Source organism: Leisingera aquimarina DSM 24565 (genome assembly GCF_000473165.1).
In the GTDB taxonomy this organism is placed as follows: Bacteria; Pseudomonadota; Alphaproteobacteria; order Rhodobacterales; family Rhodobacteraceae; genus Leisingera; species Leisingera aquimarina.
This window is the reverse complement of sequence record NZ_KI421504.1, coordinates 2,914,759-2,933,263: the sequence shown is the minus strand read 5'-3', so window position 1 is coordinate 2,933,263 and position 18,505 is coordinate 2,914,759. Positions and strand designations below refer to the sequence as shown.

Annotated in this window: 15 protein-coding genes; 6 read left to right on the top strand and 9 right to left on the bottom strand. The window is 61.9% G+C overall.

Annotated elements, in window-relative coordinates; translation table 11 throughout:
- Window positions 1-42 precede the first annotated feature (42 nt).
- Both AQUI_RS0118635 and trkA read right to left on the bottom strand, forming a co-directional pair.
- On the bottom strand, window positions 43-1,578 hold the full coding sequence (locus AQUI_RS0118635) for a TrkH family potassium uptake protein (RefSeq protein ID WP_027258848.1): 1,536 nt from the start codon (window positions 1,576-1,578) through the stop codon (window positions 43-45).
- A gap of 1 nt (window position 1,579) precedes the next feature.
- Window positions 1,580-2,956: a Trk system potassium transporter TrkA gene (trkA, locus tag AQUI_RS0118630; RefSeq protein ID WP_027258847.1), complete on the bottom strand. Its 1,377-nt coding sequence runs from the start codon at window positions 2,954-2,956 to the stop codon at window positions 1,580-1,582.
- Between the two features lie 122 nt (window positions 2,957-3,078).
- On the opposite strand from trkA, the gene AQUI_RS0118625 reads away from it, so the two are divergent.
- Window positions 3,079-3,525, top strand: coding sequence for a hypothetical protein (locus AQUI_RS0118625; RefSeq protein ID WP_245596944.1), 447 nt, complete (start codon window positions 3,079-3,081; stop codon window positions 3,523-3,525).
- Window positions 3,526-3,937: 412 nt separating this feature from the next.
- Entirely contained in the window at window positions 3,938-6,271 is a 2,334-nt protein-coding gene (locus AQUI_RS0118615) for a caspase family protein (protein ID WP_035920081.1), read from the top strand.
- Between the two features lie 55 nt (window positions 6,272-6,326).
- Here the strand turns inward: AQUI_RS0118615 and ntrX are convergent, their stop codons facing one another.
- The 5 genes from ntrX to dusB all read right to left on the bottom strand — a co-directional run bounded on the left by ntrX (window position 6,327) and on the right by dusB (window position 13,546).
- On the bottom strand, window positions 6,327-7,736 hold the full coding sequence (ntrX, locus tag AQUI_RS0118610; RefSeq protein WP_027258843.1) for a nitrogen assimilation response regulator NtrX: 1,410 nt from the start codon (window positions 7,734-7,736) through the stop codon (window positions 6,327-6,329).
- A complete protein-coding gene (locus AQUI_RS0118605; RefSeq protein WP_027258842.1) occupies window positions 7,733-10,012 on the bottom strand; it encodes a sensor histidine kinase NtrY-like in 2,280 nt (759 codons plus the stop codon). Before AQUI_RS0118605 ends, ntrX begins: the two co-directional genes overlap by 4 nt.
- 100 nt (window positions 10,013-10,112) lie before the next feature.
- The gene (locus tag AQUI_RS0118600; RefSeq protein ID WP_027258841.1) at window positions 10,113-11,480 is read right to left on the bottom strand and encodes a sigma-54-dependent Fis family transcriptional regulator; all 1,368 of its coding nucleotides are present in this window, start codon (window positions 11,478-11,480) and stop codon (window positions 10,113-10,115) included.
- A gap of 3 nt (window positions 11,481-11,483) precedes the next feature.
- Window positions 11,484-12,563, bottom strand: a complete 1,080-nt coding sequence (locus AQUI_RS0118595; RefSeq protein WP_027258840.1) for a two-component system sensor histidine kinase NtrB — start codon at window positions 12,561-12,563, stop codon at window positions 11,484-11,486.
- Window positions 12,560-13,546 (bottom strand): tRNA dihydrouridine synthase DusB, encoded by a 987-nt coding sequence (gene dusB / locus AQUI_RS0118590; protein ID WP_027258839.1) that lies wholly within the window; start codon window positions 13,544-13,546, stop codon window positions 12,560-12,562. The genes AQUI_RS0118595 and dusB overlap by 4 nt, the downstream gene beginning before the upstream one ends.
- Window positions 13,547-13,728: 182 nt before the next feature.
- On the opposite strand from dusB, the gene AQUI_RS0118585 reads away from it, so the two are divergent.
- The 4 genes from AQUI_RS0118585 (at window position 13,729) to AQUI_RS0118570 (ending at window position 17,174) form a co-directional block, all read left to right on the top strand.
- On the top strand, window positions 13,729-14,865 hold the full coding sequence (locus AQUI_RS0118585) for a bifunctional 2-C-methyl-D-erythritol 4-phosphate cytidylyltransferase/2-C-methyl-D-erythritol 2,4-cyclodiphosphate synthase (protein WP_027258838.1): 1,137 nt from the start codon (window positions 13,729-13,731) through the stop codon (window positions 14,863-14,865).
- Window positions 14,862-15,359 (top strand): phosphatidylglycerophosphatase A family protein, encoded by a 498-nt coding sequence (locus AQUI_RS0118580; RefSeq protein WP_027258837.1) that lies wholly within the window; start codon window positions 14,862-14,864, stop codon window positions 15,357-15,359. Before AQUI_RS0118585 ends, AQUI_RS0118580 begins: the two co-directional genes overlap by 4 nt.
- Window positions 15,360-15,361: 2 nt before the next feature.
- Entirely contained in the window at window positions 15,362-15,853 is a 492-nt protein-coding gene (locus tag AQUI_RS0118575) for a CinA family protein (protein ID WP_027258836.1), read from the top strand.
- Between the two features lie 139 nt (window positions 15,854-15,992).
- Window positions 15,993-17,174: an ammonium transporter gene (locus AQUI_RS0118570; protein WP_027258835.1), complete on the top strand. Its 1,182-nt coding sequence runs from the start codon at window positions 15,993-15,995 to the stop codon at window positions 17,172-17,174.
- A gap of 85 nt (window positions 17,175-17,259) precedes the next feature.
- Here AQUI_RS0118570 and AQUI_RS0118565 read toward each other — a convergent pair whose 3' ends face one another.
- Together AQUI_RS0118565 and AQUI_RS0118560 are read right to left on the bottom strand one after the other, a co-directional pair.
- Complete coding sequence (locus AQUI_RS0118565) at window positions 17,260-17,901, bottom strand: class I SAM-dependent methyltransferase (RefSeq protein ID WP_027258834.1); 642 nt, start codon at window positions 17,899-17,901, stop codon at window positions 17,260-17,262.
- 96 nt (window positions 17,902-17,997) lie between these two features.
- Complete coding sequence (locus tag AQUI_RS0118560) at window positions 17,998-18,444, bottom strand: type II toxin-antitoxin system RatA family toxin (RefSeq protein ID WP_027258833.1); 447 nt, start codon at window positions 18,442-18,444, stop codon at window positions 17,998-18,000.
- Between the last annotated feature and the right edge of the window lie 61 nt (window positions 18,445-18,505).

Genomic DNA, 18,505 nt, shown 5'->3' with positions numbered 1-18,505 from the left:
GCAAGTTTCCACCCGAAAAACACTTTTCACCCTTAAGGGTTGTCAGCTGCGCCAGAGGTTGGGCGACAACAGCGCAATGAAGGCCAGGGTCTCCAGCCGCCCCAGCACCATCGCGATGCATAGGATCATCTTTGCCGGATCTGTCAGCAGGTTCAGCACGATTGGCGTGCTGCTTGCGGTATCAGCCAGCGGGCCGGTTGTTGAAAGGGCAGCAACCGCCAGCACCAGCGATTGTTCAAAATCCGTGCCGACTGCGGCCAGCGCAGTGCTGACCACAGCCAGCGACAGGGCAAACAGCATGAAGAACACCCAAGCCACAAACGCACCGTTTTTCTGCAGCCGCTTGGTGCGGTTGCCTTCGCCGCTGACTGAGCTGGGATGCACCAGCCGCTCCATTTCGCGCAGCCCGTTCAGATACAGCGCATAGACCCGCAGCAGCTTGACCCCGCCTGCGGTGGTGGCGACACCGCCGCCGAACACCGCCAGCCCCAGCAGGATCATGCCCGGCGTCTCCAGCCCGGACCAGGCCTGAGCGGCTTCCCAATGAGCACTTTCAAATCCGGTGGTTGACAGGAAGGACATCACCGTAAACAAGGTGCCCCACAGCGCCCGCAGAGCTTGCAGCAGATCTTCGCCGGCATCCACCTCATAGGCGGCCAGCCAATGACGCAGAAACAGCAGCAGTGGCACCCCAAAGACAATCAACAGCCCGGTGCGGAATTCCGGATCCTTGTCCAGCCGCCCCTGCCCTGCGGTGACCGTGTCACTGGAAAAGGTCAGCCGCGACAGCGCAAAGAACATGAACAGGAACATGACCATCTCACCCGCCAGGCCGCTGGCGGCATTCTCTACCCCGCCGGTCGCGGATATACCCGAGGTCGCCATCACTGACATCGCATGGCTAAGACCTGCCAAGGCCTGCTCGCCGGTGATCATCAGCAACAGCCACAGCACCAAGGTCAGCCCGGCGTAAACCGGCGCCAAAGTGCGCGTCACCAGAACCAGCTGGCGGCGCGGGTCCGCCTTCTCCATATGCGCAGGCGCGGCGGTGCCGCCGCCGGGCTCGCCTTTGGCGGTGACCTCGAAGCCGCCCAAAGACATCGGCGCCAGCACCGCCGACGCCGCCACCCACATCAAGAGCCCGCCAAGCCAGCCGACAATCGCCCGCCACAGATGCACGCTGGGCGGCAACCGGTCTGGATCGCCCCAGACATCGGTGCCGGTGGTGGTGATGGCGCTGACCATGTCGAAATAAGCGTTCAGAAAACGGGTGCTGACCAGCGCATCCTGAACCGGCACCGCCAGGAACAGCGGCAGCACGGCGAAGGTTGCCAGCAGCGACAGCAATTGCCCCGGCATCCCGTAGCGCGGCACCCGGTTGCCTATCGACAAGCCGATCAGCACCACCAGAATAAGCCCGGCAACACCGGCATAGAAGAAACTGCGCGAAGTGTGATGGTCGTCCAGCACCAGCGCATGAACGGCCGGCAGCCACATCGCCAGCGAGGCAATGCCCCAGATCAGCAGGAACAGCGGCAGGCGCAGCACGCCAATGGGAGCTTTGACCGGGCGGCGCATCCTAGAAATAGTCGATCGAAACCTGCAGCAGGCGCTCGACCTCGGGCACGTCCGCTGCCACCGCAAAGAGCGCAATCACATCACCCTCCTCGATCCGCATCTGACCCGAGGGGCGCAGCATTTCGCCGTTCTTCAGAACGCCGCCGACCAGCACGCCTTCGGGGAAATCCGTCTCGCGGATCATCTGCCCGGCAATCGGCGAGGTCGACAAAACCTCGGCCTCGATCATCTCAGCCTCAGCATCGCCCAAAGAATAGACCTGCCGCACCCGGCCATAGCGGATATGGCGCAGGATAGAACTGACGGTGGTGGAGCGGGGATTGATATAGGCATCGATGCCCAGATGCGGCAGCAGGGGCACCAGCGTCGGATCGTTGATCAGTGCAATCGCCAGCGGGCAGCCCTCGGCCTTGGCGCGCACCGCGGCCAGCATATTGGTCTTATCATCATCCGTCACCGCCAACATCGCGTCTGCCTTGTCGATGCCCGCTTCGATCATCAGCGCCCGGTCCAGCCCGTCGCCGTTCAGCACGATGGTGCGTTCCAGGGTTTCCGCCGCCCGCTCGGCACAGGCGCGGTCGCGTTCGATCATTTTGGCCCGGATCCGTGTTGTGCTGGCCTCCAGCGCCTTGGCCACTTCCAGGCCGACGTTGCCGCCGCCGACCACAACCACCCGGTCCTGGCGCTTTTCGTGCTTGCCGAACACTTCGATGGTGCGGGGCACGTCGTCGGCGTGGCTGAACACATAGCAGCTGTCGCCCACGAACAACTGATCACCCGGTTCCGGCGCAAACAAACTGCCGTCGCGCCGCACCCCGACCACTATCGCGCGCAGCGTCGAGAACAAATCGGTCAGCTGCCGCAGCGGCGTATTCACCACCGGGCAATCGGCGTCGATTTGGATACCAAGAAGCTGCGCCTTGCCACCCATGAATGTCTCGGTGTCAAACGCCGCCGGCGCTGACAGCCGTTGCATCGCTGCTGCCGCCACCTCCCGCTCGGGACTGATCACCACGTCGATCGGCAGATGCTCGCGCTGATACAGGTCGGAGTAGATCGCCGTAAGATAGCTTTTGGCCCGCAGGCGCGCGATCTTGCGCTGGATCTTGAAGACCGAATGCGCCACCTGGCAGGTCACCATGTTGACCTCGTCCGAATGGGTGGCCGCGATGATCATGTCGGCGTCCCGCGCCCCGGCCCGGTCCAGCACATCCGGATAAGAGGCAAAACCATGGATCCCCTGCACGTCCAGCGTATCGGTCGCCCGCCGCACCAGTTCCGGGTTGTTGTCGACAACCGTCACATCATTGTGCTCGCCGGACAGGTGCCGGGCGATCTGCCAGCCGACCTGGCCCGCACCGCAGATAATGACCTTCATTTGCGTGTCCCTTGGCGGAAATTCGTCCGATGTGAATGACAGAAGCCGCTTTCACGGTCAATTTAATTGTAACTCGCTCTGATTGCAGCCATTCTTCGCGTATGTGCAAGGATCGAACGATCATGGCGGCCTTGGTCCTGCTGCTTGGCACGGCAGCCTGCGGCCCGGTTCCTGTTTACTACAGGCAGGGGGCAGAAGTCTCCCGCCTGCAAAGCGATGAACTCGGCTGTGCAGCACAAGCGCTGCAGGATGCGCCTGTCGCGAATGAAATCCGCCAGCACCCTCCGGTTTTTTATCCCGGCCGCAAGGTCTGTTCCGGCGGCAGCTGTTATTACCGCCCCGGCTATTGGGTAGACGGCGGCATCTACACAGTGGATGTGAACAAGCCCCTGCGCCTTCGGCTGGAGAAATCCTGCATGACGGCCAAGGGCTACCAGCAAATCACACTGAAACGCTGCACCCGAAGCAACGCGGCTGCGGTGCCCGGGCCGCAGCTGGCCCCGCTGAGCGAAGCATCCTGCGCGCAGCGCAACAAGGATGGCAGCGTCAGCATCCGCACCGGCGGCTAGTGTCACTTCCTTGCCGAAGGTGCGCGGCAGGCTAACTTTGAATTGCGTCACCGGATCAAGTAAGCTGATGCCGGAATGTTTGTTGATCAGTATTTCAAGGAGAAAGGTACCCGATGCGGATACATTTCCTGTTTGCCGCGCTGCCTTTTGCAGCTGTGACAGCCGCCTGCGAACCAGTGGCCCCGATTGCCCCTCCACCTACGGCAGCCCCGGCGCCGGCACCTGCAACTTACAGCGCGCCGACAACGCGGCCGGCACCTGCAGCGGCGACCAGGGCCCCGGTGATCCCGGCAGAAGAAGCGCCTGAACCCGCCTATCAAGGCGGCGGTGGCGGAGGTTCCGGCGGTGGCGGAGGTGGCGGTTCCGGCGGTGGCGGCGGCGGCGGAGGCTGGGGTTAACCCCGGGCGCTGCCATGATCCCCCATCGTTCCACAGCCCCTTCCCTTGCAGCAGCCCTTTTATCCGGCACAGCACTGCTGGCGGCGCCGGTTGACCAGGCAGCATATGAAACCAGCGGACGGGGCAATGCCCCGGAAACCGCCATCGTTGTCGGCATTCAGGACTACGACCACGTCACTGACCTGACCAACACCCGCCAGGATGCCAAAGCCATGGCGGAGATGCTCAGTTCCTTCGGCTATACGGTCTACGAAGGCTATGACCTGGACAAGCGCGGGTTTGAGGCGCTGCTGCGCCAGGCCGCCCTCAATATCCGCGACGGCAGCCAGGTGTTCTTCTACTACGCTGGCCATGGGATCCAGCTGGGGCGGCGCAACTATCTGCTGACCAGCGACGCCGAGCTGTCCGGCATTCACGATCTGCCTTTCCAGTCAGTCACCCTTGACCGCGTCTCCGCCATTCTCGGCGGCAAGGCAGGCAGCCAGATCCTGATGCTGGATTCCTGCCGCAACAACCCCGTGCCGGATGCCAAGCTCAATGCTGAGGTCGGCGCCCAGCTCTATGAAGCGCGCGAGGGATTTGACGTGTTCCGCCCGCCGCTCAACACGCTGGTGGCATTTTCCACCTCCCCCGGCGCCACGGCACTGGATGGCGAGCCGGGCGGCAACAGCCCTTATACTGCCTCGGTCGTGCGGCATTTTCCGAACCGGCCTGAGGAGGACGCGATGACCGTCCTTTCGGCAATACGCGGCGATGTCTATGCAGCCACCGGCAACACGCAGGTGCCCTGGGAAAGCTCAACGCTGATGCAAAAAGTCTACCTGCGCCCGGCAGAACGGTCATTGAACATTGCCACGGCAGACACCGAAACCGCAGTGGCCGGCCTTGATCAGCTGCCTGCCGAACTGTCGGTGAAAGTCCCATTGGGCCGCGCGCTGGAGCTGGCGCCGGAAATCAGCCCCTATGTCACCGCTGGCACAACGGTTTCGATTGTTGAAACGCCTTCGGCCGGGGTGACATCCCTGCAAACCGGGGACAGCGGCGGTCTCAGCCTCAGCTACGCACCGAAACTGGCCGAGCTTCCTGCCCGCAAGGACGGCGGACAGGTCCGCAAGGACCGGATGGTGCTGCGTCTGGCGCAGGCCGGGGCAGTGCGCGACGTGACCGTGAACCTGGAAATGATCGCCCGGCAATGCGATCTCGAAGCCGGGGACCTGCTGGATCTTCAGGGGGTTGGCCTTTACCGCTATCCTAATGAAATCAATCTGAAGGCAGCCGAGACAGCCTGCCGCGACGCTGTCGGGGCAGCGCCTGAAATCGGTCGGCTGCACTATCAGCTTGGCCGAGCGCTGCAGGGTCAGGGCCGCCTGATCGAAGCCTATGAAGCCTTTGAAAAGGCAGCGGAACTGGACCACATCCGCGCCTATAACGCAGTCGCTTATTTGCATGTCACCCCGAATGTCGATCGCGAAACCGTGCCCATCCCCTACAACCCGGACAAGGCTTTTGCCCTATGGGACAAGGGGATTGAGGCAGGTGATCCCTTCTCAATGCACGCCCGCGGCAAGCGGCTTTTGCGTAAAAGCAGCACACCCGAGGAAAAGCGGCGCGGTTTTGACCTGCTGAGTCGCGCGGTAGAGCTGGGCCATACCTATTCGATGAACGAACTCGGGGTTTTCTTCTTGTGGAGCGGCGATGAGCTGGCGCAGCCGGAACGCGGCTTCTCCTACCTGCAAGCCTCTGCCGGGCGCGGCGATATCTATGGCACTGCCAACCTTGGCTATGTCTACCGCGATGGCGGCGCGGGCCAGGCGGTGGACAAGGAAAAAGCGCGCGCGCTGTTCGCCGAGGCCGCACAGCTGGGCCATCCCCATGCCCCGGCTGAGATCGGCCGGATGATCATGGGCGGCGACCTGCCCGGCAGCGACGCAGCCGAAGCACTGGAATGGTATGACATGGGGCTGTCACGAGGCGACGCCTGGGGCGGTTCGAACGGCGCCTGGGTGGCCCTCAACAGGCTGCCGAACCGGATCCCCGCCCATGCTGCTGCTGCGCGGGCAGGCAAGGCCATGGCTTTGAATGATCCCGATGCACGCGCCGCAGCGCGCGAACTGTTGTCCGGCATGGCCGAAACAGACGTTGCCGCAGGCACCCAGTACATCCTGCGCCAGTTGGGGGCCGGGATTGCCCTCGACGGCCAGTTCGGCCCGGCATCCCGCAAGCAACTGGGCAATTGGGCGCGCAAAGCAGGTCTGCCTGCAACCGTTCCCGGCGATGCCATCAGCCAGCTGCAACTGGCCGCGCAGGTCCATTTTGCGCTGAACCCGATCCGCCAGGACCTGTTCTGACCCTGTGATGCTGTACCGCCCGCGCCCGGTGGTGCCAGGCGCAAGGACGGTCTGATCAGGCCTGTTCCTCCTCGGCTTCTACATGCGCCACCCGGGCACCTGCCTTGTTGGAGGTCACCACCCCCAGCGACTTCAGCTTGCGATGCAACGCTGAACGCTCCATGCCGACAAACGACGCTGTACGGCTGATGTTGCCGCCAAAGCGGTTGATCTGGGTCAGCAGGTATTCGCGCTCAAACGCCTCCCGCGCCTCGCGCAGCGGCAGCGTTGCCAGCGCGCCGGACAGCACTACCCGGCCCTCTTCCTGCGGCTTGTCTTCTTCGCGCGGCAAATCCTTGGCCTCGATCGGGCCGCTGCCATCGCCAAGGATCAGCACCCGTTCCACCAGATTCTTAAGCTGGCGCACGTTGCCCGGCCACAGCATGGTTTGCATCAGCGCCACCGCCTCTTCGGTCAGCACCCGCAGCGGCAGACCCTGGGCTTCATTGAACTGGGCAATGAAATGGCCGGCCAGCAGCGGGATATCCTCGCGCCGGTCCGCCAGCGACGGCACCGCAACCGGCACCACATTCAACCGGTGATACAGCTCCTGACGGAAGCCGCCTGCTTCGATTTCTGCATCCAGGTCCTTGTTGGTGGCGGAAACCACCCGCAGATCGACACGGATTTTGTCCGAACCGCCAACCCGCTGGAACTGTTGATCCACCAGCACTCGCAGGATTTTGGACTGGGTGCCCAGCGGCATATCGGCAACTTCATCAAAGAACACAACGCCGCCATGCGCCTGCTCCAGCAAGCCGGGTTCCACCCCGCGCTCGGAGGATTCGCGGCCGAATAGAACCTCTTCCATCCGGTCGGGTTCGATACTGGCACAGTTGACAGTGATAAAAGGCGCGGACGCCCGGTTGGAATTGGCATGAATATAGCGTGCGGCAATTTCCTTGCCGCTGCCGGCCGGTCCGGTCAGCATCACCCTGCCGTTCGACTTGGTCACCTTGTCCAACTGGCTGATCAACGTCCGGAACGACGCAGAGGTACCGATCATTTCCGCCGGGCCTGTATCCCTGCGCTTGAGATCCGAATTTTCCCGGCGCAGACGCGAGGTTTCCATGGCGCGGCGGATCACCACCATCAGCTGGTCGATATTGAAGGGCTTCTCGATGAAATCATAGGCCCCCTGCTTGATCGCTGCGACAGCAATTTCGATGTTGCCGTGACCGGAAATGATCACCACCGGAACTTCCGGATTGTCGCGCTTAACTGCCTTCAGGATATCGATACCGTCCATCTGGCTGTCCTTCAGCCAGATATCCAGGATCATCAGCGCCGGCTCGGCGTCTTCAAGACGGGCCATGCATTCGTCGGAATTGGCAGCCTTTCGAGTGGCGTAGCCTTCATCCTCCAGAATATCCGAGACCAGTTCCCGGATGTCGCGCTCGTCATCTACAATCAGAATGTCACTCATGTCAGACCTGCTTTCACTGTGCTCTTGTTTGGCGCCGCTGCCCGGTTTGCGGCGGGCAGGCGGATTACCGCCATCGCGCCGTAATGCGCGTGTCCCTCGAATACCGGGGCGTCTTCCAGCGTCAGCGTGCCCCCGTGCTCTTCGATGATTTTTTTAACGATCGGCAGCCCCAGCCCGGTGCCCGCATCCCGCGTGGTCACATAAGGCTCAAACAGCCGGGCCCGGTCTTCGGGCAAGCCGATGCCGTTGTCGGCAATACGGACTTCATAGAAATTGCCCGCCTTGACTGCCGCCACCCGGATTTCCGGCACCAGCCCCTGCGGGTTTTTCTTTATCTGCAGGCTTTCAATGGCTTCGCCTGCGTTTTTGATCAGATTGGTCAAGGCCTGACCAATCATTGTGGCATCCAGATCCGAAGGCATGGCTGCCTCGGACAGCTCCGCCTTGATCCGGACACCGGGCTGGCCCTGCTGCTGCAGGATGACTGCATCCCGCAGCAGTTTGACCAGATCCTCTTCGCGCCGCTCCGGTTCCGGCATGCGGGCGAATTTCGAGAATTCATCGACGATCCTGCGCAAATCATTGGTCTGGCGCACGATCACATCAGTCATGGATTGCAGCTGATCGCTGTTCTCCTCACCCAGTTTGGGAGCGAATTTGCGTTTGATCCGCTCCGCGCTCAGCTGGATCGGGGTCAGCGGGTTCTTGATCTCATGGGCAATCCGGCGCGCCACATCGCCCCAGGCCGCCATCCGCTGGGCGCTGACAAGGTCGGTCACATCATCAAATGCCACCACATAACCTTCCAACCGGCCCTGTTCCGACCGGCGCGGCGACATCCGAACCAGCAGGTTTTCAAGCCGGCCCTGACGAGTAACTTTGATTTCCTCTTGCACCACTTCGGCGCTGGTTTCGATCAATTCCACAAACAGCGGCCCGAACTCCGGCACTGCTACAGACAGCGCCAGCGATTGCTGATCCTCCTGCCAGTCCAGAAGCCGCTCAGCCGAGCGGTTCACAAAGGTGACACGCCCGTCGGCATCCAGCCCGACAACCCCGGACGTCACGGATGACAGCACCGAGTCGAACAGGCGGCGGCGGCGTTCAATCTGGCGGGTATTGTCCACAAGGCGCCCGTGCTGCGCCTTAAGTTCGCGCGTCATCTGATTGAAATACTGACCCAATTGGGAGATTTCATCACCGCCGTCATCAATCGGCACCTGCACATCCAGATTGCCGGAACCAACCCGCTGCGCCGCCACCGTCAACCGTCCGACCGGACGTGACAGCCGTTCGGCAAACCACATACCCAGCCACATCGCCGCAAGGATCAGGATCACTGCAAAACCGAGATAGAGCAGCGCAAATTCAAACAGCACCCTGCCGCGCTCGCTTTCCAGCTGCTGATACAGATGGGCTGTTTCCTGGGTGTCATCCAGAAGGTTCAGAAGCTCGCCGTCCACATCGCGGCTGATGTAGAGGAACCGGTCGACAAACGCCTCCAGCCGCACCAGCGCGCGGAATTCACTGTTGCTCCAATCCTCGATCAGCAGGAAACCGTCCGCACGGGCGACACCGATCTGGCGGTCGTTCGGCTTCTCAAAATCGAACTCGTAAGACCGCTCGCCCCGCGCCCGGATCAGGCCGGCACTGTCGACAATATAAGCTTCGCGCAGCCCGCGCTGGATTTGCAGCTGGCCTTGTGACAGCACCAGACGAAGCTCAGCATCATTGATGAAGAAACTGCGAGCACGGCTGTTATCCAGATAGCGCGCCAGTGCCCGGGCATCTTCGCTCAGGTCGTTTTTCTGCTGCGCCTGATAGGCGTCCGCCGCCGCCAGCGAACTGCCGATCACCTGCCGCACCCGCTGGGAAAACCAGCCCTCAAGCCCGACATTCACCGTCAGCACGGCAAACACAGCGACGATGACGGTGGGGATCAGCGCCAGAAATCCAAAGGCGCCGATCAGCCTTAGATGCAGGCGGGATCCCGCTGATTTGGAGCGCCGCGCCGCAAACAGCCGAACGATCTGGGCCATAACCAGCGCTGCGATGGTGAGAATATAAACCAGGTCGGCCAGCAGAATCAGCCGCAATGGCCGGGAAGATGCTCCTTGCCCGAACGGGCCGATAATCAGGAAGGTCGCCAGCGCCAGCACCGGTCCCAGCAGAACCAGGCCGATGGTACCGATATTGCGCGCCCGGCGGGTTCTCCGCCACCGGTCCAAGGCCGCAAAAGGCCCGTATGCCGCCCTCAGATGTGACTTATGCGCCACTGACTGCCCTCATCCTGATGTGCGACTCTTTGCGAGTCACCGCCATATCTCGTGGCCCTGCCTAGGAAATTCACAACAAGGTCACATTTCTGTGGCGATATTACATCAGTTTGCGGCGGCGTGTCACCTCAATATCCAGATCGGTGATCTTCTTTCGCAAAGTATTCCGGTTTATCCCCAGCAATTCGGCGCATTTTGCCTGGTTGCCGCCGGTCGCCGCCAGCGCGATTTCGATCAGCGGCGTCTCTACTTCGCGCAGCAGCCGCATATAGAGGCCTGGCGGTGGCAGCAAGTCGCCATGCAGATCGAAATACCGCTGCAGATGACGACCCACCGACTCAGAAAGCTTTTCATTGGCAAGGCCAGCCACCGCGGGCTCCGGCCCGCTCTGCGGCCCCAGCACAGCGGCGGCATCGGCCTGGCTGATTTCCTCGCCGCGGGCCGTCAACGCCAGTCGCCGGACGGTGTTTTCCAGCTGGCGGACGTTGCCAGGCCAGCCGAAATGGCGCAGCGCTTCGCGCGCGCCCTCGCTCAGCTCGCGGTGCGGCGCGCCTTCGTTCTCGGCCCGGATCAGAAAATGCTCCGCCAGCAGCGGAATATCCTCCACCCGCTCACGCAACGCCGGCACATGCAGCGCGGTGCCGCAGATCCGGTAGTAGAGATCCTGGCGCAGCTCACCGGCCTCCATGGCCGCGGTCAGGTCTTTCTGACTGGACGCAATGAAGCGCGGGGCATGGTCGCCCGGTGTGTCCATCATCCGCACCAGCCGAGCCTGCGCTTCTTCCGGAAGGTCCGCCAATTCGTCAATCACCAGCGAGCCGCCTTTGGCCTGGGCCAGCAGCCGCGCCGGGCCTTCCAGCTCGATCAATGCCGCCGCATCCGCGTGGATAAAGGGCAAAGTCCGCCGGTCTGAAAAGTCATGAATAGCTTGCGCAATCAGAGACTTGCCGGTGCCGCTTTCACCAGTGATCAACAGCGGAAGCTCAGTATTCATCACCCGCGCAATCAGCCGGTACAACGCTTGCATGACCTCGCTGCGTCCAATCAACGGCAGCTCTTCCGGATGGTCTTGCACCGCGGTCTTCGAGGCAACAGGCGCCACCCGTTTGGCTGCCAGTGCCTTGGCGGTGCGCTTCATCAGCTCCGGCAGATCAAAGGGCTTAGGCAGGTAATCATATGCCTCGGCTTCCTCTGCCTTGATGGCAGTCATGATGGTGTTCTGCGCCGAAATCACAATCACCGGCAGGCCGGGCCGGTCGGCCTGGATCTTGGGCAGCATCTCCAGCCCGTTTCCATCAGGCATCATCACGTCTGAAATGACGGCATCGCCCTTACCCTCAGCCACCCAGCGCATCAGCGTTGTCAGCGAGGAGGTCGCATGCACCTTGCAGCCCGCGCGCGTCAGTGCCTGGGTCAAAACAGTGCGGATTGTGCGGTCGTCATCTGCGACCAGAACGGTGCCGTCCATGGATCAGCTCTCCTGCGGTTTTGCGTCACGCGGCACGCGCGACAGCGACAGCCGGAACACCGTGCGCCCGGGAACCGAGCTTACGGATATCCAGCCATTGTGTTCCGAGATAATCTTGCTCACCAACGCAAGCCCCAGCCCGGTGCCATTTTCCCGGCCCGATACAAACGGGTCGAAAATGTCATCTTTGATTTTGTCCGGCAGCCCTGGACCATCGTCGGTGATCTCGATCTGCAAAGGCAGCAGCTTGCCGGTTCCGTCACTGCGGCGCAGCCGGAAGGAGTGTTCGTAGAAAGTGCGGATGGACACTTTCCCCCCCTTCGAATCAGCCGCTTCCGAGGCATTCTTGAGAAGGTTCAACACCACTTGCAGCAGCTGGTCCGCATCGCCCCAGGCCATCGGCAGCGAGGGGTCGTAGTTTTCCGTTATGGTCATACGGGCACCGAAGCCCAGCAGCGCCGACCGCCGGGCCCGGTCCAGCACATCATGCAGGTTCACCGGCTTGAACGCCGGCTCGGTCAGATTGCCGAACTGCTCCACCTGATCCAGAAGTTTCACGATCCGGCGGCTTTCGCTGACGATCAGTTCAGTCAGTTCCAAGTCTTCAGAACTCAGGTTCATACTCAATAGCTGGGCCGCGCCAGTGATTCCCGCCAGCGGGTTCTTAATCTCGTGCGCCAGCATTTCCGCCATCCCAATGGCCGAGGCAGCGGCGGATTTGGCGGAATGGGTCTGTGTCATCCGCCCGGCCAGTTCCCGCGGGGTGACCATCAGCAGCATCACCCTGTCCTGCCCTTGCAAGGGCGCGATCTGCACCCCGCATTGCAGTGGCGCCCGGCTTCCCGAACCGACATCGATGTCGTTCACGAACAACGGCGTGCCCTGAACACGGGCGCGGGCAAAGGCTTCTTCAATCGGGGCGTCAATGGCAAGCGTGTCCCAGACGGGTTGCCCTACCAGGGCCTTACGCGAGGTATTCAGAAACCCCTCACCCGCCGCATTCACATCGGCGATCCTGTCCCAAGCGTCGATCAAGAACGCGGGCACCGGCAAGGAGGCCCAGAGGGCGGCACTATCCCTCATGCGGCGGCTTCCGGCTGTTGCACACTCAGAGCCTCCGGAATAAGGGCAAGGACTTCTGCCGGTTTTTTCTCTGTCAGCACCGCCCGGCGCATGGCTGATCCGGTTCCGGCCTCATCCATGTACCAGCCCAGATGCTTACGGGCAACGCGCACGCCCAGATCGGGCCCGTAGAAGTCGAGCATTGCCCGATAATGATCTGAAACCATTTCGATAAACGCATTTCCTTCTGGAACCTCTGGCGCCGGTGTGCCCCAGATGCGATGTGCCACCTCTGCCAGCAGCCAAGGCTTGCCTTCAGCCCCGCGCCCGATCATCACTCCGTTCGCACCGGAGAGATTCAGCGCCTGCCGTGCACTCGCAGTATCCACAATGTCGCCATTGGCCAGCAGTGGCACGTTGACTGCCTCCTTCACCGTCCGGATCGCCTTCCAATCCGCCGAACCCTTATAAAACTGGCAGCGGGTGCGGCCATGAATCGTAATCATCTGCACCCCGGCCTCGCAGGCGCGTCGCGCCACATCCGGCGCGTTCAGGCAATTGCCGTCCCAGCCCAGCCGGGTTTTCAGTGTGACCGGCACATCGACAGCTTTCACCACAGCCTCGATTAGATTCAACGCGTGATCCGGTGTTTTCAACAAGGCTGAGCCGGAATAACCATTGGTCACCTTTTTGGCCGGGCAGCCCATGTTGATGTCGATGATCCGTGCGCCCTGCCCGGCAACTTGCTTCGCAGCCTCAGCAATCCAGTATTCGTCGCGGCCCGCCAGCTGCACTGCAGTGTTCTCCGCATCAGCGCTCAGCTCGGCGCGTTCGCGCACGCCGGGCTTGGCCTGCACCATCTCTTGGCTGGCTACCATCTCGCTCACCATCAGCCCAACTCCAAAGGAGCGGACCAGGTCCCGGAACGGGCGATCGGTGATTCCCGCCATCGGCGCCAGCGCAATCGGCGGGGACATAGAGGTGGTTCCAAGCGTGAAGGACAACTGCCTAATCCTTGTGCAACTGAGAGGTTTTTACCCGAAGCACTTGCTATGCAGCAATGAAATGCGCCTCCGCAAGCGGTTCCTGAACTTCATTTGCCTATTTTTTAAGCACATTCCGCAGGGTGATTGCCACTTCCTGCGCCACCTCATAAACAATGCGGGACCTATCGGACGAGGACCGCATGACAACAGCCGCCCTGATCGTCGCTGCCGGCCGCGGCACCCGCGCAGGCGGCTGCACACCCAAGCAATGGCGCCCGCTGAAGGGACGCCGGGTGATAGACTGGACCCTCGAAGCCTTTGAAAAGGCGGGCGTGGACCTCACCGCGCTTGTCCTCTCTGCTGCTGATCAGGAAGCCTGGGAAGAATTCTCCGGCAAACCCGACCTGATCCTGGCCGAAGGCGGTGCTGAGCGTGCAGCCTCCGTCATGAACGGCTTGCAAGCGCTGAAGCCGCATTATGTGGACAAGGTACTGATCCATGATGCCGCCCGACCCTGCGTCGGCACCGACCTGATCCACAACATTATCAACGCCTTGGACGAGACATCTGCTGCAGCTCCTGCACTTGCCGTTACGGATGCTTTGTGGACTGGAACAGACGGCACTGTCACAGGAACTCAGGACCGCAACGGACTGTTTGCGGCGCAAACCCCGCAAGGCTTTCGCTATGAGGCCATCCTTGCCGCCCATAAGGCCCATCCTGGCGGCGCCGCGGATGACGTGGAGGTGGCGCGCGCCGCAGGACTTGACGTCCGCATCATTCCGGGCGAGCCGGACAATATCAAAATCACCCGCCCCGAGGATTTCACCCGGGCGGGCCGCATTCTGGGAGCTGACATGGACATCAGGCTTGGCAACGGCTACGACGTGCACCGCTTCGGCCCCGGTGACAGCGTGATCCTTTGCGGGGTGGAAATCCCGCATGAGAAAACCCTGCAGGGCCACTCCGACGCCGATGTCGGCATGCACGCGGTGACCGACGCCATCTATGGCGCCCTGGCGCGCGGCGACATCGGCCAGCATTTCCCGCCCTCCGACCCGCAGTGGAAAGGCGCCGCCAGCGAGATCTTCCTGCGCCACGCCGCCAACCTGGCGCGCGAGATGGGGTTCACCCTGTCGAATGTCGATTGCACCCTCGTTTGTGAATACCCCAAGGTCGGCCCTCACGCTGCAAAGATGCGCAAAGTGATGGCCGAAATCCTGGGCATCGATGCGGACCGTGTCTCGATCAAGGCGACCACCTCCGAACGCCTCGGCTTCACCGGCCGCGGCGAGGGCATCGCGGCACTGGCAACTGCCGCCCTGGTGAAGGCATGACCCCGGCGCAAGCAATCGGCACCGTCTGCGGCGTTGGCTATCTGCGCCCCGCCCCCGGCACCTGGGGCTCGCTGGCCGCGCTGCCGCTGGCCTACGGGCTGCACCAGCTGGGCGGCTTCCCTCTGCTGGCGTTGGCAACGCTGGCCAGCATTCCCGCCGGTATCTGGGCCACCAAGGTAATGACCGCGGGCAGCGCTGACCACGACCCGTCGGAAATCGTGGTGGATGAGGTCGCGGGTCAATGGATTGCGCTTTGGGCCATTTCCCTGCCGGCATGGCTGCATAGCATCGAGATCACCGCGTTGTGGCCGGGCTGGATTGCCGCCTTTGTGCTGTTCCGCCTGTTCGACATCTTGAAACCCGGCCCCGTCGGCTGGGCCGACCGGCAGAAGGGCGCAACAGGCGTTATGATGGATGATATAATCGCGGGAATCCTGGCCGCCATCTGTGTCGCCGCGCTCGCCTTCCTGTCGCACGGCGTTTTGGGAATGTAAGCATGGACACGGGTGAGCTGATCAAACGCGCGGCTGCTGCAGGCATCACCATCGCCACGGCTGAGAGCTGCACCGGAGGCATGATTGCGGCAGCGCTCACCGATATTCCCGGCTCCTCCGCTGTGGTGGACCGGGGCTTTGTCACCTATTCCAACGCCGCCAAGATGCAGATGCTGGGGGTCAGCGCAGATACGTTGGACGCCGTGGGCGCCGTCAGCGAGGAAGTCGCCGCGGAAATGGCGATCGGCGCAGTGCGGAACGCGGGCGTCACCCTGGCTGTTTCTGTCACCGGCATCGCAGGCCCTGGAGGATCGGAGTTCAAACCCGAGGGCCGCGTCTGCTTTGGCCTGGCCCGCACAGGCCGGGCGGCCGAGACTGAAACCGTCGAATTCGGTGCCATCGGCCGCGCAAATGTCCGCGCCGCCACCTGCGACCACGCGCTGGAACTGCTGGCGCAGGCCATTTCCCAAATCGAACGCGAAACGGGCAGCTGACCCGCGGCAGCGCTCAATTTTTCAGCACTCCTGCAAAAGCCCGCATTTTGTGCGCCGTTCCGGCACCCGCCTCTTTTTTCTGCGCGCCGCTTACGCTTTTTCCTGATCCCACCGGTTTTTGAGGGGAAGGAACAGACGGATGAACGGAGCGGACACCGCATGGATCATAGTGGCCACGGCCCTGGTCCTGTTTATGACACTGCCAGGGCTGGCCCTGTTTTACGGCGGGCTGGTACGTGCCCGAAATGTGCTCAGCGTCTTCATGCATTGCTACGCCATTGCCTGTTTGATGAGCGTTCTGTGGCTGGCCTTCGGCTACACCATCGCTTTTGGCGGCGGCACCTCCGGCATCTGGGGCGGGCTGGACAAGATGTTCCTCAACGGCGTCACCGCCGGCAGCCTGTCGGGCACCCTGCCCGAGGTTCTGTTCTTTGCCTTCCAAATGACATTTGCCATCATCACGCCCGCGCTGATCGTCGGCGCCTATGTGGAGCGCGTAGGCTTCGGCTTCGTTCTCGTGTTCTCAGGCCTCTGGATGCTGCTGTGCTATGCGCCAGTGGTGCATTGGATCTGGGGTGGCGGCTTTCTGGCGGATGGCGGCATCTTCGGTGAGACCGGCGTCAAAGACTTTGCCGGCGGCATCGTGGTGCATGAAACCGCAGGCCTGGCTGCACTGATCATCGCCTTTTTCCTCGGCCCGCGTAAAAACCGCACCATCCCGCCGCACAATCCCGGCTATGTGATGATCGGGGCCGCGATGCTGTGGGTTGGCTGGTTCGGCTTCAACGGCGGCTCGCAACTGGCCGCTGATGGCGGTGCTGCAATGGCGCTGACCGTGACCCATCTTTCTGCCGCCACGGCTTCGCTCTCCTGGGCGTTTTGGGAAAAGATCAAATACGGCAAGGCCTCCCTCGTTGGGCTGGTGACCGGCACCATCGCAGGCCTTGCATCAATCACCCCTGCCTCCGGCTTTGTCGGCCCGGTGGAAGCACTGATCATCGGCGCTATTGCCGGCGTGCTGTGTCAGGAAATGGTCAACCTGATCCGCAACAAGATGCAGATTGACGACACGCTGGATGTGTTTGCCGTGCATGGCGTCGGCGGCATCTTTGGCACAATCATGATCGCCGTTTTCGGCGCCGGTGCCTGGGCCGCGCAATTGGGTGCGCTGGTGATCGTCGGCATCTTCACCGTTGTTGTGACCATCGTGCTGGTCAAAGTCTCCGCTTTGATCACATCCCTGCGCGTGGATCTTGAAAGCGAGACCAACGGCCTCGATCTATCTGTACATGGCGAGCGTGCGTATGACATGAACAGCTGACCCTGGCTGTGACGTATGCCGCCACTCACGGCAGACGGTGCAATTTCCGCACCGGGCGGGTCCCTTCGGGGGCCCGTCTTGCGTTCTAAGCCAGCGGTTTCAGCAGCCAGGCCTGTTCCAGCGCATTGCAGCGCTCGCCGATCCGGCCGTCTGCCGCGCGTTCCTCGACAAGCGTGATTGAATGGGTTTCCTGATACAATACCTGCACGGTCTCACCTGGCACCGAAAACGGCGGTCCCTGCATCAAAGACTGATCATAGTCAAACCCGACCAGAAATTGTTGTGCCGGGCCTGCAATCCTGTTGATGTGCGCAGCATAGGCCTCGCGATCCTCAGGCTTGACCGCCACCAATGCCGCCCGGTCGTAAACCACATCCACCTGGCCAATATGCGCCGAGGTCAGTGCAAAGAAGTCACCCGCAAAAAGAGTCAACGCACCCGCGTGGAACCGAGTAAGGTCTCCTTCCCGGGTCAATTCTGGCGCCAGCCCTTGCCGGCCAAAGACCTCCTCAACTGCGCCCTGATTGAATTCAACCCCGGACACCCGCAACCCTTGAGTGCACAGCCAGTCCAGGTCCAGCGCCTTACCGCAAAGCGGCACAAAAACTGACTGGCCGGCGTGCAAGCCCAGATTCGCAAAATGCCGCGTCAGCAGGGTGTTGGGCGCGCCTTCGTGAAAGCCGATCCGGTTCTCGCGCCAGCGCGCCTGCCAAAAATCCTGTTCCATCCCGCCGAAATCCTTCCTGATTGATCTTGAGACCAGAGTCGACACAACTTCAAGTGGGCCTCAGGTCAAACCAAAAAATTCCGGCCAAAGCCTGTGTCAGGTGTAGAGCTCCGCCGCCCGGCGTTCAAAAGCGCGCACGATGCGCTGCATCGCCTCGTTGAAAACCACGCCGATGATGCCCTGCAGCACCGCGTTCCTAAATTCGAAATCGACAAAGAAAGACACGTCGCAAGATCCGTCCTCGCGCGGGGCAAAGGCCCAGTGGGATTTCATATGTCGGAACGGTCCGTCCAGATATTCGGTATCGATCTTGCGCGCGCCCGGATACAGCGTCACCCGGCTGCCAAAACGTTCCCGGAACACTTTGAAGGAGATCACCAAATCCGCTTCCATCACCTCAGCCTCGCCCATCGGTGCGCGGCTGCGGATGCGGGCTGCGGCACACCAGGGCAAGAATTTCGGGTACTGCGCGACGTCGGCCACCAGATTGTACATCTGCTGCGCCGAATAGGGCATCTGGCGGGTTTCCGAGTGTGTGGGCATCGGCCTGCTGATTTTCTGCTACAATTGTGCCGCGTCATGTCCTATGAACGCGCGGGAAATT